Origin of the sequence: Tolypothrix campylonemoides VB511288_2, assembly GCF_045999855.1 — a bacterium.
Lineage (GTDB): Bacteria > Cyanobacteriota > Cyanobacteriia > Cyanobacteriales > Nostocaceae > Scytonema > Scytonema bouteillei_A.
The window spans coordinates 864116-888966 of sequence record NZ_JBFPMW010000001.1 but is presented as its reverse complement, the minus strand read 5'-3'; the positions used below and the strand labels follow the sequence as shown (position 1 = coordinate 888966).

The following is a 24851-nucleotide window of genomic DNA, read 5'->3' as shown; positions in this document are numbered from 1 at the left end:
GTTCTTAAAAAAACTTGTAACTATATATTGTATATGTAGAGTTTTTGACCTTTTATCGTGCTTTCATCTGAACTATCTACAATTAACGCTCTCAAGCAACCAACTAGTTCTGCATGGGTAGAACAAGCTGTTGCAAATCTAGACATCATTCTCCTGGATCACTCCCAATGCGAACGAAAAGCAGCGGGAGTCGCCTTGAACATGATATTTCGCTATCCTTCCAATGCTAAAATGGTGCGAGAACTAACCAAAATTGCCCGTGAAGAACTAGAGCATTTTGAACTCGTCAATCAATGGCTGGAAAAACGGGGTATTCCTCTGCGTCCATTGCAGCCACCCCCCTATGGTGCGGGTTTAAAATCGCAAATTCGGTCAAAAGAACCAGAGAGGTTTTTAGACTCTCTGTTAATTAGTGGTTTAATTGAAGCTCGCAGCCACGAACGTCTGGGATTGCTAGCTCTTCACTGCTCTGAACCGGACTTAGCAAAATTTTACCGCAGCCTCATGGCATCTGAAGCTCGTCACTATGGTACTTACTGGGTTCTTGCGGATACTTATTTCGATCGCGAACTTGTTAGGCAAAGACTAGATGAACTAGCATTGGTGGAAAGTGAGTTATTGGCAACTTTACACCGAGAACCGCGAATTCATAGTTAAAGAGATTCTTAGCAAGGGGAATGAAAAGTTACTATCAAGATTTTTTAATTCGTAACTGGGAACAGAGCGATCGCACCTCTGCGGCAAATATTATCAAAGCCGTACTAGCAGAATACGGTTTAAACTGGGAACCAAATGGAGCAGATCGAGATGTGTTGCAGGTAGAAGAATGTTATTTAGCAGTTGGGGGAGAGTTTTGGGTTGTTGAACATCAAAACCAACTTGTAGGAACTGCAGCGTATTACCCTATTGAGCGAGGGGAAAAAGCCGTAGAAATTCGTAAGATGTATGTTTTACCTAAAGCTCGGGGTTTTGGTCTGGGGAAATATTTGTTACGACAGTTAGAGGCTGCAATTGTGACTCGAGGCTTTCAAGAAATTTGGATTGAAACTGCTAGTGTTTTAGTAGAGGCTGTTCAGCTTTATGAAAAAAATGGGTATGAAAAAGCATCAGGTGTAGAAACAGCCCGGTGCGATCGAGTGTACGTTAAGAAATTGTATGGTTAGTGGTTGGGGTTTTGTTATATACATTTTAGACGAGAGGTAAGAGAATTTGAAACTCTGTGCCTTTGCCAAGTTCGGAATACAAGTTTAACTCACCACCATGTCTGGCTTTTATAATTCGATAACTAACTGATAAATTGGTTTCTTTATCAGCACGTTTTTCTATGGAAAAAGAATCAATAATTTGCTTTTGCAATTCTTGAGATATTCCCGGTCCGTTATCAGCAATACAAATTGAGATCCACCGAGAGTCTGGTACATTTGGTATATTAACTTTTCGCGAAATGACTTGCGTCGTAATCTCAATTCTTGGTTTTTGATCTGTGGCTACAGTCTCTAGATGCATTTGCTGTCTCACTGCTTCATTAAGCAGTGTATCTACGGCTTGGCTCAAAATATTCATGAAGACTTGATTTAATTGACCAATAAAGCAAGAGACTGGTGGGAGATGACCGTAATTTTTAACTATTTCGATTTCTCCTGTTATTCTGCTATTAATTAATAATATAATGCTGTCTATATTGGCGTGTATATCTGCTGGTTTTGGGTAGACTTCATCAATATGACAGAAATTTTGCAATCCAGTTACCAACTTTTTTAATCTTTCTGCTCCAGCACGAATACTAGCGATCGCTCTTGATAAATCTTGTTGTAAAAAATCTAATTCAATTTCTTGTTTAATCTGATTGGTTTCTTCAGATAGAGGAAAATTTTCTTGTTCATAAGCTGCAACCAACTTCATTAAGTCTTGGCTGTAATTATCAACATGAGCTAAATTACCCCAAATAAAATTTAAAGGGTCAAGAATTTCGTGCGCCACCCCATCTACTAAACGACCTAGATTCGCCATTTTATCATTTTTAACCATCAGGGCTTGACTGCGCTCATACCGCACTTGAGTTTCTATTCCCCGAATTTGCCAAGAGGCAACATTTAATTCTTGTACATCCAACAACCTATAGATATCGGGTGCTGTATGTACAACTACAGGTTCTCCTAAGAGTTCGGCAGAGCGTCTTAACGCCAGTTGTATTGCTGCTAATATGGGGGTATTTTCTGTAAGTAACAAAACCTCTGTGCGAGCATAACTGTAAAGAACACTCAGTGGTTGCTGAAAAAATAACTCCTGTCCGTATGGGCGAATCAAAAATTCTAGCAGTCGCCGCCGTGAAACCATTCCCATATACTTTCCTTTCTCTACTAAAATGACTCCCGGTAGAAGAGGAAATTTATCGAAATAGACAGCAACTTCAGCACCAGTGAAATTTGTCTCCACACAAAAGTTGTATGCTGGTAGTTCTCTGAGGGTTGACTCTAAACCTAAGTCACTATTACTGCTACCAGATAAAAATGGTGGTAATATTTGCAAACTGGATTCTTGTGACACTAGAAACCCTGATCTGAAAAGCTCGACAATAAACTAGCATATTCATTTCTTCTCACCCACAATAAAGTAGAGTGGCTTGGGAAGCTGAAGTATTCATTAACACATAATATTTGATTTTTGTCAATTTTCAATATGCGCTCTGTAATATTTCTATAAAAAAGTATTGAATCCTATTTTCAATTCACTGACTCATCTCCAACCATTAACCCATAGGTAGCAAAATCTGAAACCCAGTACTTTATTTCCAAATATATCAAGTCCAAAGGTGCGACTGATACACTCAAAAAATTGCTATCGTGAAATTACACCTATTAACTCACCATTTTCTATTAAAATAGCTGCTGGTATATACTCTAATACAGTCTTCTTAAAAAGAAGTTAAAAACAGTCGAATTTGGATAAATTATTATTAAATTTATGACTTTATATTTTTTAAAATTAAACGTTTGTACTTAAGTAGCTATCTTGAACTGTGTATACCAATACTTAACAAAAAGCCTTTGGTGATGGGCGATTAATTTCTTCGTACCAGTCGCTATATGACTGCACCTTAGGGATTAGTCATCAGGAGCTTCAACCATTCCTATAAGGGTATTAAAAAATTCCCATGCATCATCTGTTGTTGTAGCCGCCGCCAGTGATTGTGACTCCAAGGGGAATTCATCAATAATGGGAGCTTCATCGATCTCGACTACAACTCTATAATCTCCTGAAGGTACATGATACGGTAACTGTACCGTAAGTTTGCCATCAGGACTAATGTTGGCAATTGTTTCAATGCTTCTCATTAATTTATCTTACATTTTTTTTTAAATTAAGACCACGAGTTCATTTAAATTAGTTAACTGGGCGCGGTAGCTTGCGTCCGTACTTGGTTAATTGCTGGTTGTTGGAAGAAAAAACTCTATAAACTTCTTCCATTTTGGTCTTGATGTTTTCTATTTTTTGTAGTAAGTAATTATACGTATATATTTTGAAATAAGTTGCCAAAACCAGTCATGGTTTCCTGTTGATAGTGGCGAACCACGTTTTCTTTATGTTGAGAAACTGTAAACTCTCTATAAAAGTTTTTGAAAGATAATATAACATCAAGGAAATTCCTTAAGTTATGAGAATAAATAATCAAAGCTATACTACTTCAGGAGGTAGCAATCGAGAATTGGAACCATTTATTGAACTTAACAATCATCTGGAAGTATCCTTGTCTTTATTCGATAAAGTTAAGTATAAATTCCTATGATAAAATATGTAGCACTAAAGGCTTAGACAATTGAGGTTCTTACACGAGTGATAACAGTATAGTTAGCATTTAACTATCTTGTTTTTTGTCAACAACCACCTATTTGCTCTTCCGAACGCTAAAATGACTTTTCACACCCCTAGAACTCAACACCGCTTTGATAAGCGACACCCATGAATCAATTGAACAATGGTTTCACTCTATTTCTTAGTCTGCTAGTCGAGGCGATTCCTTTTTTGTTACTGGGAGTTTTGTTCTCCAGTTTGTTGCTGTTTTTTGTAGATGAACGTAAATTGGCGGAGAAAATGCCTAAAAACCCAGTACTGGGTGCTTTATTGGGAAGCTTAGTGGGATTTCTGTTCCCTGTTTGTGAGTGTGGCAATGTACCGGTGGCGCGGCGATTGCTGATGCAGGGAGTCCCTACACCAGTGGCAATTGGTTTTTTGCTAGCAGCACCAACTATTAACCCTGTCGTGATCTGGGCAACTTGGACTGCATTTCGAGACCAACCGGAAATAGTGGTGTTAAGAGTTTTCTTCTCCTTATTAATTGCAGTTATCGTTGGGACAGTTTTTAGTGTTCAAAAAGACCTAACTGCGATAGTGCAACCTTCAATAGCTCGTTATCTAAAATTTAATCCACCTAAATCCTCCAAATCCAAACGCAGCACAAAAGACAAACAGAACAACGCATTGCAGCAAGGATTGGGAGTTCCCACTCTATTACAATCAGGAACTTATATGTTAGGAGGGCAAGCAGGACAAACCATACGGATGGATGCAACTACTTTGCAAGCAGCTATGGCAGCTTCTGGTCCGAGTAAACCCCTGATGGATAAGTTGCGGTTATTGGTAGACAATTGCGTACAGGAACTGCGCGAGCTAGGGGCAGTTTTGATTATGGGAAGCGCTATTGCAGCTGCGGTTCAAGTACTAGCGCCCCGCGATCTGATTATCAGCTTGGGTTCCGGTCCGATTAGTTCAATTGCTGCCATGCTTATCCTAGCGGGAGTCGTATCGATTTGTTCAACTGTTGATTCATTTTTTGCCTTGTCTTTTGCCTCGACCTTTACCAGTGGTTCGTTAGTGGCTTTTCTGGTATTTGGACCAATGATTGATATCAAAGGTGTTGGTTTAATGTTATCGGTCTTTAAACCGAAGGCTGTTCTATACTTATTTGCTCTTGCAGCACAACTTACATTTTTATTCACCCTTTTTGTTAACTTACACGTCTTTTAAAAATAGTGACCACCTGACCACTTGACCAATGGCTTCCCAAAATCGAAAAGCAAAAATCAAAAATGCACTACTACCCTGGTTAGACGTTTTAGCGCTGACAGCCTGGGGAGTTTTAATTCTAAAATATTGGTTGACTAACAAACTCGTCTTATTAATTCACCCTGATTACTTTTGGTTGGCAGTAACGGGTGCCGTAGGACTGCTCGTTCTCAGTTTTTTAAAAGCGGGGCAACTTTTACAACGGCGACGAGGTGAGGTTCTTCCCGATATGCAACACTTTACTATTTTTCCGCCTGGATTCGGTAGTGTTTTACTGTCTGTTGTAGCGATTCTGGGATTAGTTATAACACCCCGTGTCTTTGCCAGTCAAACAGCTCTTCAACGAGGTGTGACGGATTTTGTCGGAACATCACGCGTCCAACCTCAGGCTTTTCGTGCTTCTGTTCGTCCGGAGGAAAGAACTTTAGTAGATTGGGTACGCACGCTTACTGTTTATCCAGAGCCCGATACTTACACCGGACAAAGGGCTAAAGTACAGGGGTTTGTTATTCACCCACCGGAACTTGGAAAAGAATACTTGTTCGTAGCACGATTCGTGCTGACTTGCTGTGCTGCAGATGCTTATCCCATAGGATTACCTGTAAAATTAAAAGAACCTCGCGATAAATATCCACCCGATACCTGGTTGGAAATTGAAGGGCAAATGGTAACGGAAACTATAAAAGATAAGCGTCAACTTACCATCGCAGCTTCCTCTTTAAGAAAAATCGCTCAACCCAAAAATCCTTATAGTTATTAAGGTTAGTCGTTAGTGGTTAGAGATCGATAATAATTAACAACTAACAACTAACAACTAACAACTAACAACTAACCATCGACAAATGAGTACCAAAGCTTTTTTCCATCCTATAGATCGTGTTGCAATATCATTTTTGCTTATCCTTAGCCTGCTGACAGGGCTGTTGATCTTACAAGGTGATGCGGTTAAACCAGGTGTCAGGAATTTTAGTTGGGAAAATCAAAAAATTGGCGCAGATGATTCTTCTTTTGCCCTCACTTTTAGTCGTCCTATGGACACAAAAACTGTAGAGGAAAATTTGAGAATCGATCCACCTCTAGCAGGTAAAGTCAGTTGGGCGGGGCGGCGAATGGTTTATACTTTGCTCACACCAGCGCCTTACGGAACCAATTATAATGTCAAGTTACAAGGTGCAAGAGATAAATTCTCGGAAAAAGAGGGAAAAAACAGGTTAATAAAACCTTTTACAGGAACTTTCCGCACGAGAGATCGAGTGATTCTTTATGTAGGGGCTGACAAAGAAGATAAAGGGCAATTAGTTCTTTACAACTTAACTCAAGAGCAAAAAAAAGTTCTGACACCTAAAGATTTAGTTGTGATGGACTATAAGCCATTTCCAAATGGAGAGAAAATTTTATTTTCAGCTCGTTCTACTAATACTCAGGATTTAACTTCATCTCAACTATACACTACAACCACGGGGATTTCTGCAATTTCCGATAAAAAAGCAGAACCAGCTAGTAAAATCGAGCTGATTTTAGATAACAAAGAATATCAAAATCTGAAATTTGACTTATCTCCAGACGGTCAAACTATTGTTGTGCAACGAGGTAAAAAAGATGACCCCAGTGACTTTGGGTTGTGGTTTCTGCCTGCAAATCAAAACAATGATGGCAACGATTCTGACGGACCAGTTCTGAAACGCTTGCAAAGTCAACCCGTAGGAGACTTTGTGATTACACCAGATAGTAAAGCTGTGGCGGTTGCACAAGGACAGGGTGCAGCAATATTACCATTACAATCGGATGCTAGCAAACCCCTAGATTTTTTACCACAGTTTGGTCTGGTGCAAGCTTTTTCTAAAGATGGTTCTCAAGCAGCAATGGTTAAGTTTAATACGGACTACACAAAAGATTTGTTCTTGGTGACTAACCAAGGAATTCAGAGACAACTGCTACGCACGCCGGGATCGATTCTTAGCTGCCAGTTTGATACTGCTTCACCGACTCTATATTGTCTGCTGACACAAATACTACCAGGAGGATTGTATCAAGAGCAACCCTACTTAGTCGCGCTAGATCTAAAAAGCGGGCAACAGAAACCTCTGATGGTACTTCCTGCCGAACAACGGAATGTAGAAATGAGTTTAGCACCTGACGGTTTGGGTTTGCTGTTTGACCAAATTGTGCCACAATCAACTCCTACGGGTTCCTCGCCTGCAAATCTATTGACAACTGATGACGGTCAAGCAATATCTACTAGCAGTTTGTGGTTGATGCCTTTGCTACCTATCTCTGACCCCTCAGCCTCTGCAGAGATTAAGCCAGAACAGCTTCCTCTAGTGGGTTTTCATCCCCGTTGGTTGCCATAATACTTTCACGTGACTCTTGTCGAATCAAACCAGCCATTGCGGCTTCTTGTAAACTCATAAAAGCGTTTAAATCTTCTGTATCATATTTTGTTCTTAGAAGTTGCCGTAGTTGTTCTTCTGTCGCAACACTAAGAAAACCAGTCATCATAACTTGTCTAACCAGATCGCGAATCAATATCATACACACACCAATGGGTTTAAAAACAACCATGCCCAGAGCCGATGCGTTGCTCTAAGTATTTCTCACGAGCAGACGGGCTGTTTTACGAAAATTTTAACGAATCTTTATAGAATTTGCACGAACATTTTTTCTTCTTGGAGAGTTTAATGTCGAAAAGCAGAAGGCACCAATGTTAAAAGACATCCCCACACTTATAATCAAGAGATTTTGCGAGGCTGCTATGCTTTTGTCGATCGCCATACATTTATTTATGGGAATCAACTGCTGTTATATTACCCTATAAGCCTGTGTAGAGAGGAATTGCTTTTATACAAAAACTATGGATAGCCCTTGCCTTCTGCCCTTTACTTTATGCCCTTTCCTTATCTAGTTTCTGCCTTCTTAAAAAAGACTTAACAATTTTACTGAACTGGTGGCTTCCCGAAGAAATACTTCAACTGAAATATTTTTTCTCTTGTCTTCTGAAATAAATTGACTCTCACTTTAGGTTCATCATTCAAGTAACCGGGCAAAGAATCAGCTATTTTCTCAATTAAACTTGCTAAAAGCAAAATACTTTCTTCACCACTAAGACTGGGATCTAAGTTTTGTTTAACCGCTAATCTGTACTTGTTAAACGCGCTCATTAAAACACTGTAATTTTCTGAAGACTGCAACAATAAAGTCTGTATTTCTTGGTTAAAATCTTCACCCTTCCCATTTTCTAACGGTATATATATATCCTTTAATTCAGTTTTCATACTGCAATTTTCCCTGCCCCAAAAATATATTTATTAAAAAATATGTATCAAACGGTAAACACAAAGTTACCTTATTTTTTCTAAGTTTACTTTTTTTGTTTTTAGATTGATACACCCTGGTAAATTTTTACCACCTTACAGTAAGGATTATCAAGTTGATTGCTGAACTTTGCTAAGATTTTACAATCCCTGTACGGCAGTATATCGAAAATCCGTGATTTTACTACGATCGTCAATGGACTGCTATCTTAGCGATACTCTTCCTTTACAAAAAATTCATACTTTCTCCATATACTCAATATTAGTTAACAAGTAAAAACCCTGTTTGACAAAAGTGTTTGACAACACAGGGTTTAAATTTGATTGTTGTTGCAGCATTTAATGAGTTATCGGCAAATTACAGAGTAATTACGCAACATTTCCGAGCATTTTACAAAAGTTTACAGAATGCTGTTTAAGAAAACTCTTATTCAGCGATCGCGGAGTACAGCCGTATCGCATTTGGGTTAATTACTTGTGAGAAATTTCCAAACACAATCGCCTGAAATGATCGCCCCGTTGTTCAAAATTGGCGTATTGGTCGAAACTCGCACAAGCAGGAGATAACAGTACGACTGGTGCTTGATACTGTTTTGCCAATTCTGCCGATCTCGAAACAGCCCTATCCATTGTTTCTACAACTTCGTAGCTTTCATACCCTTGTTGTTGCAAACGTTGGGCAAATGCAGGAGCGGCGTTCCCTATCAGCAATACAAAGGCTGCTTTAGCTTTTATCTTTGCCAAAAATCCCGTGTCATCACCAGCTTTAGCTTCTCCACCTGCAATTAAAATAAGTGGGCTTTTCACGGAAGCTAAACCCACTTCAGCCGCATCATAGTTCGTGGCTTTGCTGTCGTTAATAAAATTGATGCCTTCCCAAGTACAGATATGTTCGAGACGATGGGGAACACCAGGAAATTCACGGACAGATCGAGCAATAGCATCTTTGTGAATTCCTGCTAGCCTTGCTGCAGCAACGGACATTAACAAATTTTGCAGGTTGTGTTCTCCTACCATTCGCAACGTCGATGCTTCTACAATGCGTTCATCTTCTGAAGATGCACCACCTTTTGTCTCTACAACCCAACCATCTTCAATGTAGTAACCTTTGGAGTTTAATAAACTCTCTTTCCCCTTGATACTTGTCCAGTAAGCACTCGACCACTCTTTTTCTCCCACTTGTCTTAGGTAGGGGTCGTCACCATTAAACACTTGCAACTGCGATTGTTGCAGCAAATGAGCTTTTATGTTGTAGTAGTTTTCTAAAGTTTTATGACGACTGAGGTGATCGGGCGTAAAAGTTGTCCAAATACCAATTCTAGGTGCGACTGAAGGTGATGATTCTATTTGATAACTGCTGAGTTCCGCTATCACCCAATCAATTTGATTTTGGATTGAGGTTTCTCCCCCACTTTCCCCCTCTCCCCGTCCTCCATTCCTCTCAAGGGACAAGGCAACTTCACAAGCTGCGTAGCCAATGTTACCGCATGCGGGAGCATTTAAGCCTGCTTTTTGAAAAATGGCAGCAATTAAGGATGTTGTCGTCGTTTTTCCATTCGTACCCGTAACTGCAACCCAGGGAATCGATCGCAACTCTCTCCAAGCAAGTTCCATTTCGCCAATGGTTTCTATCCCCATTTCTCGTGCTTTAAGTAATGGTGATATATCCCAAGGCACGCCGGGACTAACAACGATTAATTGGGGTAAATCTGATGGAGCGAGTTCTAGAGAATAGCCCAGTTTCACAGCGATTTGTTCTGCGGCAAGTTCTTGTTGTTGTTGGAGAAGGTTGGGGGAAGTATTGCGATCGCTTAGCTCTACCTCCCAACCCTCCCGTTTCAACAATCTCGCCGCAGCAACACCGGACTTTCCTAATCCAATTACATGAGCTCTTGGCATAGACTGTGGCAGGTATCCCTGGTCAAGCTCTCATATACTAGCGTTAATCGGCAATCTTTACACAATTTTTTTATCAAATTGTGCTACAAGTTTTTGACAACGGAACCAAAGTCTGCTAATACACGAGCATGATTGCGGAGTAACCCCAGCAAATTTAACCGATTTTGTTTGATTTGGGGATCGGGGTCCATAACCAATACGCTGTCGGGACCGTCAAAAAAGGTGCTAACTGTGGTCGCAATCTTCTCTAGGGCTGTGACTAACTGTCTGTAATTTCGTGACTCCTTAGCGGCTTGTGTTTGAGGTACTAAACCTACAATGCTATTGTAGAATGCTTCTTCTGAAGGTTTTTGGAAAAGGGAAGTGCGAATTACATCTGTTGGATCGAGCTGTTGTGTATCCAAATCTCCCTGTGTTGCTAAACGAGCCGAGCGGTTGACTGTTTCATAAATGTTATCTAACGTACCATCATTGCGAATTTGTTGGAGGAATAAGGCGCGATCGCGAACATCCAATAAATCCTTTAATGACCTTTCCGCGTATTCTGGGTCATTTTCCCCCAAAACAGCATTTACCAAGTCATAATCAATTTGCTTTTCTTCTTGTAGTAAAGTCTTGAGCCGTTGCAAGAAGAACTCCTCTAAAACCGTCACTAACTGCTGTTTGTCTTTGTTATGTGCTTTGACAAAATCCACAGCAATTTGTTCTAGTAACTGTTGTAAATTAATTGGTAAGTTAGCAGCCCAGGTAATGTTAATAACAGCATTTGCCGCTCGTCGTAGGGCAAAGGGATCGGAAGAACCTGTAGGAATCATACCCAATCCAAAGATACTAACTAGAGTATCCAGTCTGTCTGCCAACCCCACAATTTGACCTGTTAAAGTTTGGGGTAGAATATCATTTGCTCCTCTGGGTAAATAATGTTCAAAAATAGCTGCTGATACTTCCTCTGATTCTCCACTAGCCGCAGCATACTTTTGTCCCATAATTCCCTGTAACTCAGGGAATTCATATACCATTTGACTCACTAGGTCTGCTTTGCAAAGTAACGCAGCTTTTAGAATTTTTTCTCCTTCGGTTTCACCCAATTGTAGTTGTTCTGTAATTTGTTGGGCAATTTTACAAATCCGGTCTACTTTTGCACGTAAAGAACCTAAATCTTCTTGAAATGTTACTTTTTCCAATTGAGGCAAAAAGCTTTCCAAGGGCTTTTGTAAATCCGAGTCGTAGAAAAATCGACCGTCATACAAGCGAGCCCGGATAACTCTTTCATTTCCGACAGCAATAATTTCTGACTTTTCAGGATTGCCATTGGAAACCGTTACAAAATATGGCAACAGTTCCTTCGCATCGCTCGACTTGAACACGGGAAAATAGCGTTGGTGACTTACCATAACAGTGGTAATCACCTCAGTAGGTAGGTTCAAAAATTCAGATTCAAATTTGCCAACAACAGATGAGGGAAATTCCACAAGATTTGTGACTTCCTCTAACAAATCAGGGTAGATTTCTGCGTAACCATCTAACTTTTGTGCTGACTCTTTGACTTGCTGTGTAATGGTATTTTTCCGTTCTTCGGTATCTACAACAACACAAGCAGAACGCAATACGTTAACGTAGTCAGTTGCTTTTGTCACTGTTACGGGTTGCGGATGCAAAATGCGATGACCTTGTGAAATGCGATCGCTTGTTATTGACTCAGAACCATTCTCTAACTTAATCGGTAAAACCGTCTCATCTAACAAAGCAATTAACCAGCGAATAGGTCGAGAGAACTTTTGCTCTCCATCACCCCAGCGCATCAACCGCTTACCCTCTAAACTCCAAATCCATTCCGGTACAAGTTCTGTTAAAATTTCTGTAATTGGGCGACCGGGAGTCACTTTCTGTACAAAAACAAAGTCTCCCTTATCTGTAGCGCGGACTTCCAACGCATCTAGTTCCACACCTTGTTTTTTGGCAAAACCTTGGGCTGCAGGTGTTGGTTTGCCATCTTTAAATGCTGCTTGGGCTGGCGGACCTTTAATTTCTTCCTCTCTATCTGGTTGCTGAGATGGTAAACCTTTGATAAGAACAGCCAATCGGCGGGGCGTTCCGTAAACTTCTACAGCATCGTAGGACAGACTGTTGGTTGAGAGTGTTTTTGGAATGTGCGATCGCCATTGGGTCAGAGCATTACTCAAAAATCCCGCAGGTAGCTCCTCTGTACCAACTTCTAATAAAAATTCCTTCATACCTTTATTTTCAATACTTTCTGCCATTAATCTTGCTTTGCTACACAAATCATTTGGTCTATCAGTATATCGCAACAAATATTTGTATATATCGCTACTTTTGCGTTACACAATGATTCTCCACTCAATATACTATCAGATTCTCGACTTCTTCAATAAATCGCAGATCTTGCAGCCGTACTCACCCTTGTTCCCAGGCTCCGCCTGGGAACGAGAGGAGAAGTAAGCACTGCTTATGGCTGACTATTTAACTGCCAAATTTTGATTGTCTTGTCGGAGCTACCACTGACGATAAATTTACCATTTGGACTTATAGCAATAGAATTCACGACTGCTGAATGTCCAGAGAAAGTTTGTAGCAATTCTCCCGTCTGCAAACACCACATATTAATTGTTGTGTCTGCACTGGCGCTGAAGATACTTAGCCCATCTGGACTGATGGCTACCGATTTTACTTCATCTGAATGTCCAGTTAAAGTATGGAGGACTTGACCGCCGTCTAGATGCCAAACTTTAACAGTTGCATCAGCACTACCACTAACTAGAAGTAAACCATCTGAACTCATAGCGACTGAATTCACAGCACCTGAATGTCCGCTAAAGGTATGTAATGGATCGCCTGTGCGTGGATTCCACAACCTAATTTTATGGTCGCTGCTACCGCTGGCTAAAGTTGTGCCATCGGAACTGATAACAGCATCATAAACTACAGATGAATGCCAAAGGGTACAAATGCGATCGCCTGTTTGCAGGTTCCAGATTTTAATTTTATTACTACCTGTAGCCAAAATTTGTCCGTCAGGGCTAATAGTTATACAGTTAACTGGTTTTTGATGACCTAGGAGCGTGTGTACTAGTTTACCTGTTGGAAGATACCAAACTTTAACGTTACTTTTAGGATGTTCGCAACTCCCAACAGCCAGAAAATTTCCATCAGCACTAACCGCAACAGATGAGACTTCTCCAATATTTCCTGTTAACGTGCGAATCACTTTTCCAGTTGAAAGATTCCATACCTTAATAGTTTTATCTGCCGAACCGCTGACTGCAGTCAACCCATCAGAACTAATGGCAACTGATGTAATTTTGTCAGAATGCCCGGTTAAAGTATAGCTCAGATAATAAGCAGATTCTTGTTTTCTTTGTGCTTTGAGGTTAGCTATTATATTCAAAAGCCCTTTCACATAAATCATGCTTTGATTGTCGCCAACCATAGCAAAACATTGTTTTAACTTTTCTAGATATTCTTCATCTTCTACTCTCACGGCGGATCGCATTTCTTCTAAAAGGTGGTTTCCTGGTTGATGGGTAACTTGACGCAATCTCAACCAAGCGTTGATAGAATAGTCAAGTTGTTGCTGTGCCCAACTGCGATCGCTTAAATGAGACAAACTGTGAGCGAGTTGCAAAGCTAATTCAGGAATCCAGTAATCGCGTTCTATCTGTAGTGCTTGGTAAAGTTGCTTGTAACCTGTTGCGATCGCTTGTAGTGTTGTCACATCAAGATTATCTTCTAACAAACTGGGCAGCAATTCTGGTAATCTAGGGGGCACATCATGATAAATTAAGTGGTAAGAATCGGTTACCCAACTGGCTGCTAGAATATGGCAAGTTACTAAAATCTGGCAAAGTTTTTCAAGATCTTGATGATTGACGTGATATTTTAACGATAATTTACTGACATCAATTCCTTTAGCTTTCCATCTTTCCTCCTTTTCCAAAATTTCTAAGTTAGCAGCATTATCTTGACCGAGAATGCGAATTTCCTCTAAATCTTCGCCCAACGTTATCAGTTCATCTCTAATGTTTCTCCACTCCAAAGCACGGTTTTTAGCTGATTGATAAACAATTTCTTTTAATGGTAATTGAGCAATGGTTTTATAATAATAGTTTTCTTGTCCAATCCCCCAATAACCAATGCGGAAATTGAGGTAATCGCCACTCGCCTCAGACTCTAAAATCAAAACAGGCTCTGTTTTCAACATTCCATACAGAGCTTTAATACTAGATTCGCTGTGAAAACGTTTGCTATCCCAAGCTCCTGCTAAAAACTCTGTTGGTCTGACAGGATCGTGAAGTGAGTAATAGTTGTTAAGAAAATCTCGCAATCCTTCTGCTAATTTTAACTCTATAGTGGAAATATCTTCTTCACGGCGATCGTACTTATCAAACTCGATCTTGGGAGGAGCAAGGAAAATTTTTAGCGGGGTGCGTCCATTCTTAGGATGAGATTCTAAAATCTGTGAAGGTGATAAGCGCAAAGGCCAGCTGTCAAAAATTTTATTAACTTCAGGTAGCTTAAGAGCTGTTTCACGCTGATACGTTGCTATCTGTAATTGTGCTTTATGATAATAAACTGCTAACTGCTGTTGTTGAATTTTTTCTTGGTCTGCTTCTTTCACATAACTCATGCTTTGACTGGCGCTACTGACAGTCTCAAGAACTTGCTTGATTTCCTCTGTAGGAATAAATTTTGTTATAGAGGAACTGGCTTCACTTCTTTTTTCTATAAAATTTGCAATAACAGGTGCAAACTCTAGTACAAGTTGGATGAGTAACTTTAATCCTGGCTCCATAAACAGATGCCTGTAAGATAAATATCATTGAATGTTGACTAATATTAATTTCAATGATAGCTTTATTGTTTCCCGGATATTTTTAGTATATTTTTTTACTATTATTGTACGGTTTGCCCTATAAGCTTTTTTCACACCCAGTTTGTTCTACACAAGTGCGATTGCCTATTCCGAACAAATCTTGAAAAATGAAAAATTAATACTTGCTTTAGGCGATCTCGATTTCTGTTTCTTGCGACTGTCTCTAAGATAATCATCGTGTAAGCCAAATAGGGCGATGGCGATCGCTGAGGTAAGACGATTGAAAATAAATTACAAAGGAATCAATCAGTAATCTATCACAGGAGCATAAGGTAGCCGCATTCTTACTAAAAGATAAAACCCATTGTTCTCTTATTCAAGAACTGTGGGTGGAGGCGATTGAGTTGAGACCTATCCCAATCCTACGGGAATTGAGTGAGACAGTTTATAAGCCCATACGGTTCAGATATTATCCAACCAATTTGTTTAAAATATCCTGGGCGCGATCGCGAACATTTTCAACACCATGGGCTAACTGATAAAAAACTTCCCATTCATCAGGCGTCACTTTTAAATATGTTTTATTACCTGGGATAGATACTTTAATATCTTGAATGTGCAAACGTGAAGTTTTTAGGTAATATCCGCGTGTTTCTGGAGAACAAATTTTTACTCTCCAAGTAACATAGTTCAAGTCATATATAATAACTTCACCCAAATACTGCTTGATTTGGTGCCGACTATTATTAAACAATTTCTCAACATCTTGACTAATTTCTCGACTGAGCTTGCAAGCATCTAAAATATTCATAATTTCCTCATCGTATTTTTTGCAAAAACAAATGTTTTTTATACTATATGTAGCAAGAGATCGGTATAGTAATTTTAAAAACCAGTTTCTTGCTAGAGATGCACCATTTGAAGAGTTTATACACGACCGCCTAAAAATACCCTTCGCGGTAAAATAAATAGGCTCTGCTTCTTGGCAAAATCAAGTAGCTGTTATTAAGTCGTATTTCTGCATTTCTACATAAAATACATCCTGCAAGCAAGCTATTGGAATGATAGCTTGCTGTAACTGTTTGGCAAACAACTGCTGTTAAGGCCAATTGCAAACAAATTATACATATAAAAAATCGTCACTAAGCAAGTACAACCGTTGCTATGTTTCTAATAAAAACTTTCATTGTTAATTAGTCCAGTATATTATATATATAATATGGCACGCGTTTATATCTAAGAACAGAGTAGAATTACAGAAAATAGCAAAACAGATAAGCCCCTGCTGACTGCGAAAAAACTCGCTTATAGTGCAATATGGTTCAGAGAAGACTCGATCCCCCCTAAGGCGTGTTTTCAAACAACTCGTTTAGCGTCCTAATTTTCCAGATACTCTGAAAGTCATCCTTAAAAAGGGAGGATTTAGGGGGATCTGACTCCCTTGTTCAAAGGTCTATACCACTCATAAGCCTTGGGATCGCAATTTGGATCGCCAATATAACATTTGGTCTGTTTCTGCAATTGGGTAAATATTGCTGCCACAGTTACGAGAGTTACCAACAATAACAACACATTTTCAACAGGCGTTCTCTTTCCTGTAGTCATGGCTTTTATGTTCTATCAGTGAAGCGATAATAAACGAAGTTGAAGCTCAGTTCTGTTATGTGCTGACTGTGGGGGTAGTGCTAATACTTGTCGGGTTTTGCCGTTTTTTCCTCCCCTGCACCCCCTTGCACCCCCTACATCCCCTGCTTGTCTCCCGCGATAATTTCTTTAACCGAGCAGTATTGGGGGTAGTGCGCCTGGTATTTAGGCATGGTTAATAACCGTTAAAATATTTACAGAACTCAATACCAATTTAGAATACAATGGATTTGGCGACGTTTGGTGCTGGTTGTTTTTGGGGTGTAGAAGCAGCATTTCGTAAAGTCAAAGGTGTTGTCTCAACCTCAGTTGGCTACATGGGTGGTCATTTTCCCAACCCTTCTTATCTTGATGTGTTGTCAAGAATAACAGGTCATGCTGAGGTCGTACAGGTGGAGTATAACCCACAACAGGTAAGTTACGACGAGTTGCTAGAGGTATTTTGGAATATCCACGACCCGACAACGCTCAATCGTCAGGGACCAGATCGAGGCGAACAGTATAGATCTGTTATCTTTTTTCACAATCCCCAACAAGAAGAAATTGCACGATCCTCTAAGGTAAAGCAACAGCAGTTAGGGAAATTCGATAAAGATATTGTGACGGAGATTGTTCCTGCTAGTGAATATTACCTAGCCACTCCAGAGCACCAGCAGTATCTTGAGAAAAAGGGACGTGCTGTTTAAAGACTCTTTGTATATCTGAAAATTCTACTCATAATAGCAACGTATGAACAGCGTAGTACATACTACCGCAGCAAGCGAGTCAATATATTACTCAAACCTCAGAAAATCCTTATTTTCTTTTGCTACTTTTCAAGTGTGATTTTCTTAAGATATCCCCGCCCACACAGCGGGCTTTTTTTTGTATTTTACACGACATCGCCTCAATTCATTATTTATTTTTGCAAAATTAGTCAGATTTCCCGTCAATAAGAGGAAAAGAAAACTCTTGATTCAGATTTTGCCCCTAATTCGTGTAATTCTGTGCTGAATCAAAAGCAGCGTAATAAAACTACAGCGTTGTTCCAGACTTTTATACGTACAATAAGAGCTTTAGGAATAGGAGTGTATGTTAGAATATATCAAATTTTCTTAGTGCAATATTTGAGTTTACAAAGTTTATACGGTTGTTTAAACTGAATTTTATAAAAAAAGTTTTAGAAAAAAACTTCCAGTACAAAAAAGCAGAAATACCTTGTGTTATGGGGCAGAAGGCACAAAAGCTTACAATAAAAGCTTTTTGTCTAATGGTTGCTTTATTTCCTTGATGCTGTACTAGTGGTCCGCCACATCAACTTTGCTGGGTAAGTGAACGCACTACCCACTCTCGTTCCCAGGTAGAAGCTAGGAACCAGTCGGCGAGCCTCAGCCTCGCTCTCCACAGGAGGCGGAGCCTCCAAAGACAGCATTCCTAGGCTCAGCCAAGGAACGAGGTGAGTGGCCATTAAAACTTATGTGGTAGACCACTAGTGGGTTAATTCTGTTTCGCAAACGGTCTATTGAAAGTAGCGCGTGCAATTTCCCAGATCCTTTATTGTAAAGTTATACCAGTGTTATGAATGAAAGAAGCTTTTACCTAGTAGCAGCACTTATTGGTGGCGCGGTGTTACCTATTCAGGTTGCTCTTAACACTCTTTTGCGACGTTATGTCGGTCAGCCCATGCAAGTCACCTTTATTTCATATCTTGCTGGTACTCTTGCATCGCTTGCTATTTGTTTCTTGGCTCGCTATCCAAGTCCTAGTTTGGCTTTACTATCCCAAAGTTCTTGGTGGATGTGGGTAGGTGGTTGTTTGGGAACTCTCTATGTTTGGTCAACGATTTTTGCCACACCTAAAATTGGAGCAGCACTGACGTTGGGGCTAACAATTGCCGGACAGATGATAGCAGCGCTTGTTCTAGATCATTATGGTGCAATTGGCTTGACTAGGTATCCAGCTAATCCATTACGGATTGCGGGTATCATGTTTGTCATCGTTGGAGTGTCTTTGGTTGCTGCGGCTAAAAAGTAAATATCTGTAAACTCAGAAAATGAGTTGTTGTTATCATAAAATAACTATGACAAAAAGTTTTGATACTACAACCAGTCAAGAGCGTTACGTTCGTGCTGCTTCTGTTGCAGATGTTCAAGCAGCAGGTAGCCTGCTAATTCATACAGATAAGCACGCCATCGCACTTTTCTACTTAGATAACAAGATTTATGCGATCGACAACCGATGTCCCCATATGGGTTTTCCCCTCCATGGGAGTACTTGCAAAGATGGAATTGTGACTTGTCCCTGGCACTATGCTCGCTTCGACCTGGCTAGTGGTGGAACATTTGATTCTTGGGCTGATGATGTCCGTGCCTTTCCTGTAGAAATTCGGGATGGTGAAGTGTGGGTAAATTTAGCTTCCCAAGTCGATCGCGCAGTTCATCAACGCCAACGGCTTCAAGATGGATTGGAACAAGGTATTTCCCTTGTCATTGCCAAATCCGTCATAGCTTTGCTAGATATGGGAGTAGATTCTACCGAACCATTCCGAGTAGGATTGGAATTTGGCACTCGTTACAACAAAGAAGGTTGGAGTACGGGCTTAACCATGCACACCTGCATGATGAACTTGTTACCTTATTTAGATCCAGAAGATCGATCCCTCGCTCTTTACCAAGGACTCTCAGCCGTAGCCCGTGACAGTGGAAGTGCGCCGCCTCACTTTGTGGTTCACCCATTGCCTAATTCTAGTGTTGACTTGACTACCCTAAAAAACTGGTTCCGCCAATTTATTGAAAGGCGGGATAGTGAAGCAGCAGAACGGTGTCTTATCTCTGCCATCCGTATGGGTGCAGAGAAAAAGCAAATTGCAGATATGTTGTTTGCAGCAGCAACAGACCATCGTTATATTGATGTGGGTCACACCTTTGACTTTATTAATAAAGCATTAGAAGCGCTAGATGCTGTCGATTGGCAACAAGCAGAGCAAGTTTTAGCGAGTTTGATTCCCGGCTTAGCAAATGCCTCACGCATGGAAGAGTCAAATTCCTGGCGTTATCCAGTGGATCTGGTAGCCATTTTGGAATCTGCATTTGACGAGTTGCCTGCTGCTTTAAAGGAAGGACAAGCCCGACAGGGAAGTTGGTCTAATCGAGAACAGTTGATTCCTATTCTTTTGGGTGAAAATCCTCAAGCAATAGCTAATATACTGTTAACAGCTTTGCGAGAAGGTTGTACTGAAGAGCAACTAGCAGGGGTTGTCACTTATGCTGCAGCCCTTCGTGTTGCTCGCTTTAATACCAATAACGATTTTGGGGACTGGGATACAGCCCACCATCCCTTTACCTTTGCTAATGCCGTTCATCAAGGTTTGCGTCGCGTATCTTCAATGGAGTTACTGCGAGGCGTGTTTGATGCAGCAATGAGCGTTTATCTCAACCGTTTTTTGAATGTTCCACCAGCCCGACTTCCAGAAGCCAAGGACTCAGGAGAAAATCCACAGGCATTACTCCAGCAACTACCAGAGTTGTTGGATCGACAACAGCAAGTCAACGAAGTCGGTCGGGTGGTTGGTTATTACTTGTATGGTGGTGGCAAACCAGAACAATTGATGGCAGTTCTTGGTAAATTAATGTTGCGAGAAAATCGAGATTTCCATGTGATTCAGGAAATAGAAGCAGCCTTCCGGCAGTATTCTTTATTAGGACACACGGATGCAGGCATTCACGTACTCATAGCTGCAAGTAGGTATTTAGCTGCACACTCACCTACCATGCGATCGCAAGCTCAAACTTATCAAATGGCTTATCGGTTGCACAAGGGCGATCGTTTGTTTGAAGATAGGGGATAGGGGGCTCTGCCTCTGATTTTGGAGTGACACGCGAGGTGGAGCCCCTCGATGTGCATTCCCAGTTTCTACCTGGGAACGAGTGGAGCGGTCAGCGATCGCTGACTTCAATTCCTACCTCCCCCACCGTACATTCACCAATGACAGAAGAAAAGCTATATCCCTCTGCTAAGAGTTGTTCTAAAATGGCGGGAGCGCTTTCTGGTGCTACAGCAAGCAACAAACCGCCACTGGTTTGAGGATCTGCTAGCAGTAAAGTTTCCCATTGAGCAAAGGAATCCGTTAACCCTGCTTGCTTAATTTCAGATCGATAACTGTCCCAGTTGCGTTTTGCAGCACCCGGAAAAATGCCTTGCGATGCTAAAGCTTTAGCTTCTGGTAAAATGGGAATCTGAGAAAATGAGATTTTAGCTCTAATTTCACTCCCTCGGCAAATCTCCAGTAAATGACCGAGCAGCCCGAATCCCGTGACATCAGTCATGGCATGAACATCAGGATGAGTAGCTAAAGCAGCTCCTACTTTATTTAACTGTGTCATGACCTTAAGAACTGATTCGTAAGCGTCTGGTGTCAATTGACCTTTCTTCAGGGCTGTCGTCATAACTCCAATCCCTAAAGGCTTCGTCAGAATCAGCTTGTCTTTTGGTTTTGCAGTGGCGTTCCGTCGCACAGACGTTGGATGCACTAATCCGGCTGCAACCAAGCCAAAAATGGGTTCCGGGGAATCAATAGAATGCCCGCCTGCAAGAGGAATCCCCGCTTCCTGACAAACTGCAGCCCCACCTAGCATAATGCCTCGAATTGCTTCCATCGGTAGGGTGTTGATTGGCATACCTAACACTGCTAAGGCTAAAATTGGTCTTCCACCCATGGCGTAGACATCAGACAAAGCGTTTGTCGCTGCAATTCGTCCAAAATCTACTGGTTCATCAACAATAGGCATGAAAAAATCTGTTGTCAGCACTAGGGCTTGGTCATCGTTTAGTTGATAAACTGCTGCATCATCACTCGTTTGAGTCCCTACTAGCAGTTGCTCTAACCCTTGATTTAAGGGAACTTGGCGTAAAATTTCCTGCAATTGGGCAGGAGCAATTTTGCAGCCACAGCCACCACCATGAGAGTACTGAGTGAGGCGAATCATAACTGAACATTTTATGTTTTTTAGTTTGAACCACTTATTAATATAATGCTAACTTAGCCTAAGAAACCCAGTGTTTGGGAGATACAGGTTTATTTGTCTTGCCATGGAGTTCAGTGCGATCGCATTCAAGGTCAACTCGCACTCAACTTAAGAAAGCTTCTTCTCGCCTAAAAAAGCGTTTAAGCTACCTACTTGCACATCAAATAAGGGAGCACGAGTGACTCAGTCACCGTTAACACTTACAAGCCCGTCTTTACAGAATTTTTGTTATAATTTTTATTATCATATTGAACTCCTGTCCCACCCAAATGGAAGCAGTTAAAAGTTGGAGGCAGTTCTAATGAACAAATTTCACCATCCAGCGTAAAAAAGTATTTTTTCTTTTGTCGTATGCCCGTGTCTTTTTCAAGGTAGAACCTTGAGAAAGCATTACAAGCAAAGAGCAACCCTGTCAAGATACAAAAGTATGATTTTAAAGAGGTTGATATCAACAAGCATTCCAGTTGCGTTCGGTTTTCAAACCAACCTACTAAATTTCCCTCTAATTACTTATAAAAAATCTTACCTAAGAGAGAGGATTTGATTTAGACAAAAAGCTATATTCATTATAAGGCATTTTATTACAAAAATTAATATAAAATGTTGTATTTTAAAACATCAAAAAAGTAGGAAAGCCAGTTTTAAATTGACCTATTATGCAAGCGAATGGAGAAAGATCTTTATCAATAGAGCGGTTCATTTCTAGGGAACACATCATCTCAAAATTACCAGAAAGCGCCCGTTTGCTCTCAGCCGATCTAGTTCCCTTTCAAGTGGCCGTAGATAAAAATTTAATTTTTCATAGTGTGTTACCAAGGGAAATGATATGGTATGTCAAAGTTTTATATTATAAAAACTTTGGCATACAAAACAAGCTTCCCATCAATGTGGTACAAACTCTCATCTACGATGCTGAGACAGGAGACTTACTGTGTTGGCAGGGCACGTTTGAGAGATTGTAGTTGTTCCCCAAGTCCACAAAGCGCTAAGACTTGTAATAGCACTGCTCAATCCAGAGCCGCATTTCTTCTTCAGAACCAAAACAAGCCGAACGTCCTGTTATTGGATCGTAAGCATGCCAGGAAAAAACTTGTCCTTTCCGATCTAATTCCTGCCAGACTTGCAATTCAGAAGCTCTCATCAAAAACGTTACAAATTGTTGCCAAGTTTTCTGAATGGCTGGCAAGATTTTTGTATTGAAATTCATGCTTTTCATATTTACATCCTGGGAAAAGTCATACCATTTCACCCAACGATCGCTACACGCGATTCCCCCGCGTACCTTAGGTGGGGGAATCGCATTTGGCTCAAAGATTTGGAAAATTGGTATAAAAGCTGTTACTTCTACTTTCTCTCAGAAATTTTTAACAGAGAAGGTACACTTTTAACGATTTGTACTAGAACAGTTGTCAAGATGCAGAACTGTTCTGGTAAAAATTGATGAAACTGTACTAGAACGAGAAAGAAAAAATCACTTATATTACAAGTAATAGTAATGTTGTAGTCTTTCAACAATGCACCATTATGAAGATTTGGTTGGAACGGGAATCAGCTAAACCTATTTACTTGCAAATACGCGATCGCATCAGTCGTCTGATCGACTCTGGTGTACTGCAACCAGGCGATCGTCTTCCTTCCATCCGCTCGCTAGCGGAAAGTTTGCAAGTTAATAAACTCACAATTGTTGAGGCTTACAACGTTTTAGAAGCAGATGGAATTATTTCCGCCCGTCAGGGAGCGGGATACTTTGTGAATAGTATCAATCGTTTCTCTGCTAAATTAAAATCAACATTTGCTCCCGTGCAAAATGTCATCATTCCAGAGCAGGGTAGAAGCAGTTTTTTTGATATGTATACGGCTACGGTAGAAGCACAAACCCAGCCAGGAATGGTTAATTTTGGTTGTGGTTTTCCTCATCCACCAAAAGATATTGATTTAATTGCAAGACGAGCACTCAGACAGGCTCCCGATGGCTTATTTAAATATGACTTACCTCAAGGACAGCTAACTCTTCGCAGACAAATTGCTCAAATGCTGATACAGCAAGGGATGGAGGTGACAGCAGAAAATTTAATTGTTACCAGTGGTTCCGAGCAAGGGCTGTCCTTGGCATTGCAGTATTATTTACAGCCGGGAGATTGGGCGATCGTAGAAACGCCCACTTATTTTGGTGCGCTTGCGAGTTTGGAAAACTTGGGAGCTAAAATTATTGGTATTCCCATGACTGCTCAAGGCATGAATTTAGATTTACTGGAGAAGTATCTCAAGAGCCATCGTCCAAAACTCATATACACAATTAGTGCCTTACACAATCCTACTGGAATTACAACAACACAAGCACACCGACAAGCATTGCTAGCATTAGCAGAGAAATATGAATGTCCGATTTTAGAAGATAACGCTTACGAAGGATTAACTTTTGAACCCGCTCCTGCGCCAATCAAAGCTTTTGACAAACAAGATTTAGTTATATACTTAGGGACATTTTCTAAAACTTTAATGCCCGGTTTAAGAGTCGGTTACATGGTTGTGACAGGTAAACATTTTCATAAGATACTTGAGCGAAAATTACTTCATGACCTTCACACCTCTACTATTTCTCAAGCAATTGTAAGCGAATACTTGGCTTCAGGACATCTGCGCCGTCACCTCAATCGATTGCGGACGGAAAACCTTCACACTCGCGATGTTATGCTAGCAGCACTAGAGCGTTACTTTCCCCAAGAAGCTAAGTGGACGGTACCGAAAGGTGGGTTATTTCTCTGGGTACAATTGCCAGAACACACTCCCATTCAAACAATACGCATTGAAGCTTTATCTCAAAACGTTTTAGTTCCGTGTCATTCAGTCTTTTTCCCAGATAGGAAAGGATATCCTGCTATGCGGTTGACTTTCACTCCTTCTCCAGAAGAGATTGAGCAAGGTGTCTCTGTTTTGGGTAAATTACTGAAGAGATATCTTTATGCAAAAATTGCCAGTTGAGCGGGGGAACTTCCCAATTCAAAAGTATCCAAGTGTTTTGTGGGAGCAAGTAAAATTTCTGCATTCCATTTGTCTTTGTGCTGTCTAGCCTATAGCTTGTTGAACGGCAAACCATGC

21 protein-coding genes are annotated in these 24851 nt (G+C 40.6%); 10 read left to right on the top strand and 11 right to left on the bottom strand.

What is annotated here, in order from left to right; genetic code table 11:
• Nucleotides 1–57: 57 nt before the first annotated feature.
• Both miaE and AB0756_RS03735 read left to right on the top strand, forming a co-directional pair.
• Nucleotides 58–657, top strand: a complete 600-nt coding sequence (miaE, locus tag AB0756_RS03740) for a tRNA-(ms[2]io[6]A)-hydroxylase (protein WP_038086844.1) — start codon at nucleotides 58–60, stop codon at nucleotides 655–657.
• Between the two features lie 20 nt (nucleotides 658–677).
• Nucleotides 678–1163 (top strand): GNAT family N-acetyltransferase, encoded by a 486-nt coding sequence (locus AB0756_RS03735; RefSeq protein WP_038086847.1) that lies wholly within the window; start codon nucleotides 678–680, stop codon nucleotides 1161–1163.
• 25 nt (nucleotides 1164–1188) lie between these two features.
• On the opposite strand, the gene AB0756_RS03730 is transcribed toward AB0756_RS03735, so the two are convergent.
• Together AB0756_RS03730 and AB0756_RS03725 are read right to left on the bottom strand one after the other, a co-directional pair.
• A complete protein-coding gene (locus AB0756_RS03730; protein ID WP_038086850.1) occupies nucleotides 1189–2547 on the bottom strand; it encodes a sensor histidine kinase in 1359 nt (452 codons plus the stop codon).
• A 557-nt stretch (nucleotides 2548–3104) separates the two neighbouring features.
• On the bottom strand, nucleotides 3105–3335 hold the full coding sequence (locus AB0756_RS03725; RefSeq protein ID WP_038086857.1) for a hypothetical protein: 231 nt from the start codon (nucleotides 3333–3335) through the stop codon (nucleotides 3105–3107).
• A gap of 625 nt (nucleotides 3336–3960) precedes the next feature.
• Between AB0756_RS03725 and AB0756_RS03720 the strand changes: the two genes are divergently transcribed.
• From AB0756_RS03720 to AB0756_RS03710, 3 genes are all read left to right on the top strand, one after another.
• Nucleotides 3961–5025, top strand: coding sequence for a permease (locus tag AB0756_RS03720; RefSeq protein WP_038086859.1), 1065 nt, complete (start codon nucleotides 3961–3963; stop codon nucleotides 5023–5025).
• Nucleotides 5026–5053: 28 nt separating this feature from the next.
• A complete protein-coding gene (locus AB0756_RS03715; protein ID WP_038086860.1) occupies nucleotides 5054–5824 on the top strand; it encodes a TIGR03943 family putative permease subunit in 771 nt (256 codons plus the stop codon).
• Between the two features lie 82 nt (nucleotides 5825–5906).
• On the top strand, nucleotides 5907–7415 hold the full coding sequence (locus AB0756_RS03710; RefSeq protein WP_038086861.1) for an Ig-like domain-containing protein: 1509 nt from the start codon (nucleotides 5907–5909) through the stop codon (nucleotides 7413–7415).
• Here AB0756_RS03710 and AB0756_RS03705 read toward each other — a convergent pair.
• From AB0756_RS03705 to AB0756_RS03675, 7 genes are all read right to left on the bottom strand, one after another.
• On the bottom strand, nucleotides 7363–7596 hold the full coding sequence (locus AB0756_RS03705) for a hypothetical protein (RefSeq protein ID WP_072040844.1): 234 nt from the start codon (nucleotides 7594–7596) through the stop codon (nucleotides 7363–7365). The two genes, AB0756_RS03710 and AB0756_RS03705, sit on opposite strands and share 53 nt — an antisense overlap.
• Nucleotides 7597–7997: 401 nt before the next feature.
• The gene (locus AB0756_RS03700; RefSeq protein WP_038086862.1) at nucleotides 7998–8336 is read right to left on the bottom strand and encodes a hypothetical protein; all 339 of its coding nucleotides are present in this window, start codon (nucleotides 8334–8336) and stop codon (nucleotides 7998–8000) included.
• A gap of 510 nt (nucleotides 8337–8846) precedes the next feature.
• Nucleotides 8847–10274, bottom strand: coding sequence for a UDP-N-acetylmuramoyl-L-alanine--D-glutamate ligase (gene murD, locus AB0756_RS03695; RefSeq protein ID WP_038086864.1), 1428 nt, complete (start codon nucleotides 10272–10274; stop codon nucleotides 8847–8849).
• A gap of 83 nt (nucleotides 10275–10357) precedes the next feature.
• Nucleotides 10358–12508, bottom strand: coding sequence for a glycine--tRNA ligase subunit beta (glyS, locus tag AB0756_RS03690; RefSeq protein ID WP_038086942.1), 2151 nt, complete (start codon nucleotides 12506–12508; stop codon nucleotides 10358–10360).
• A gap of 233 nt (nucleotides 12509–12741) precedes the next feature.
• Nucleotides 12742–15084, bottom strand: coding sequence for a WD40 repeat domain-containing protein (locus AB0756_RS03685; RefSeq protein WP_050046533.1), 2343 nt, complete (start codon nucleotides 15082–15084; stop codon nucleotides 12742–12744).
• A 490-nt stretch (nucleotides 15085–15574) separates the two neighbouring features.
• The gene (locus AB0756_RS03680) at nucleotides 15575–15916 is read right to left on the bottom strand and encodes a hypothetical protein (protein WP_038086867.1); all 342 of its coding nucleotides are present in this window, start codon (nucleotides 15914–15916) and stop codon (nucleotides 15575–15577) included.
• A 611-nt stretch (nucleotides 15917–16527) separates the two neighbouring features.
• The gene (locus AB0756_RS03675) at nucleotides 16528–16710 is read right to left on the bottom strand and encodes a hypothetical protein (RefSeq protein WP_137986545.1); all 183 of its coding nucleotides are present in this window, start codon (nucleotides 16708–16710) and stop codon (nucleotides 16528–16530) included.
• 263 nt (nucleotides 16711–16973) lie between these two features.
• On the opposite strand from AB0756_RS03675, the gene msrA reads away from it, so the two are divergent.
• From msrA to AB0756_RS03660, 3 genes are all read left to right on the top strand, one after another.
• Complete coding sequence (gene msrA, locus AB0756_RS03670) at nucleotides 16974–17435, top strand: peptide-methionine (S)-S-oxide reductase MsrA (protein ID WP_038086870.1); 462 nt, start codon at nucleotides 16974–16976, stop codon at nucleotides 17433–17435.
• Nucleotides 17436–18306: 871 nt separating this feature from the next.
• Nucleotides 18307–18762 carry a DMT family transporter gene (locus AB0756_RS03665; protein ID WP_038086872.1) on the top strand — a complete coding sequence of 152 codons (456 nt, stop codon included), beginning with the start codon at nucleotides 18307–18309 and terminating at the stop codon, nucleotides 18760–18762.
• Between the two features lie 46 nt (nucleotides 18763–18808).
• Nucleotides 18809–20575, top strand: a complete 1767-nt coding sequence (locus tag AB0756_RS03660) for a Rieske (2Fe-2S) protein (RefSeq protein WP_038086874.1) — start codon at nucleotides 18809–18811, stop codon at nucleotides 20573–20575.
• An 88-nt stretch (nucleotides 20576–20663) separates the two neighbouring features.
• On the opposite strand, the gene selD is transcribed toward AB0756_RS03660, so the two are convergent.
• Nucleotides 20664–21713: a selenide, water dikinase SelD gene (selD, locus tag AB0756_RS03655; RefSeq protein ID WP_038086877.1), complete on the bottom strand. Its 1050-nt coding sequence runs from the start codon at nucleotides 21711–21713 to the stop codon at nucleotides 20664–20666.
• A gap of 695 nt (nucleotides 21714–22408) precedes the next feature.
• Between selD and AB0756_RS03650 the strand changes: the two genes are divergently transcribed.
• On the top strand, nucleotides 22409–22714 hold the full coding sequence (locus tag AB0756_RS03650; RefSeq protein ID WP_038086886.1) for a hypothetical protein: 306 nt from the start codon (nucleotides 22409–22411) through the stop codon (nucleotides 22712–22714).
• Between the two features lie 23 nt (nucleotides 22715–22737).
• Here AB0756_RS03650 and AB0756_RS03645 read toward each other — a convergent pair whose 3' ends face one another.
• Nucleotides 22738–22968 (bottom strand): hypothetical protein, encoded by a 231-nt coding sequence (locus AB0756_RS03645; protein ID WP_038086888.1) that lies wholly within the window; start codon nucleotides 22966–22968, stop codon nucleotides 22738–22740.
• Between the two features lie 308 nt (nucleotides 22969–23276).
• On the opposite strand from AB0756_RS03645, the gene AB0756_RS03640 reads away from it, so the two are divergent.
• Nucleotides 23277–24734, top strand: a complete 1458-nt coding sequence (locus AB0756_RS03640) for an aminotransferase-like domain-containing protein (RefSeq protein WP_038086890.1) — start codon at nucleotides 23277–23279, stop codon at nucleotides 24732–24734.
• Nucleotides 24735–24851: the final 117 nt, after the last annotated feature.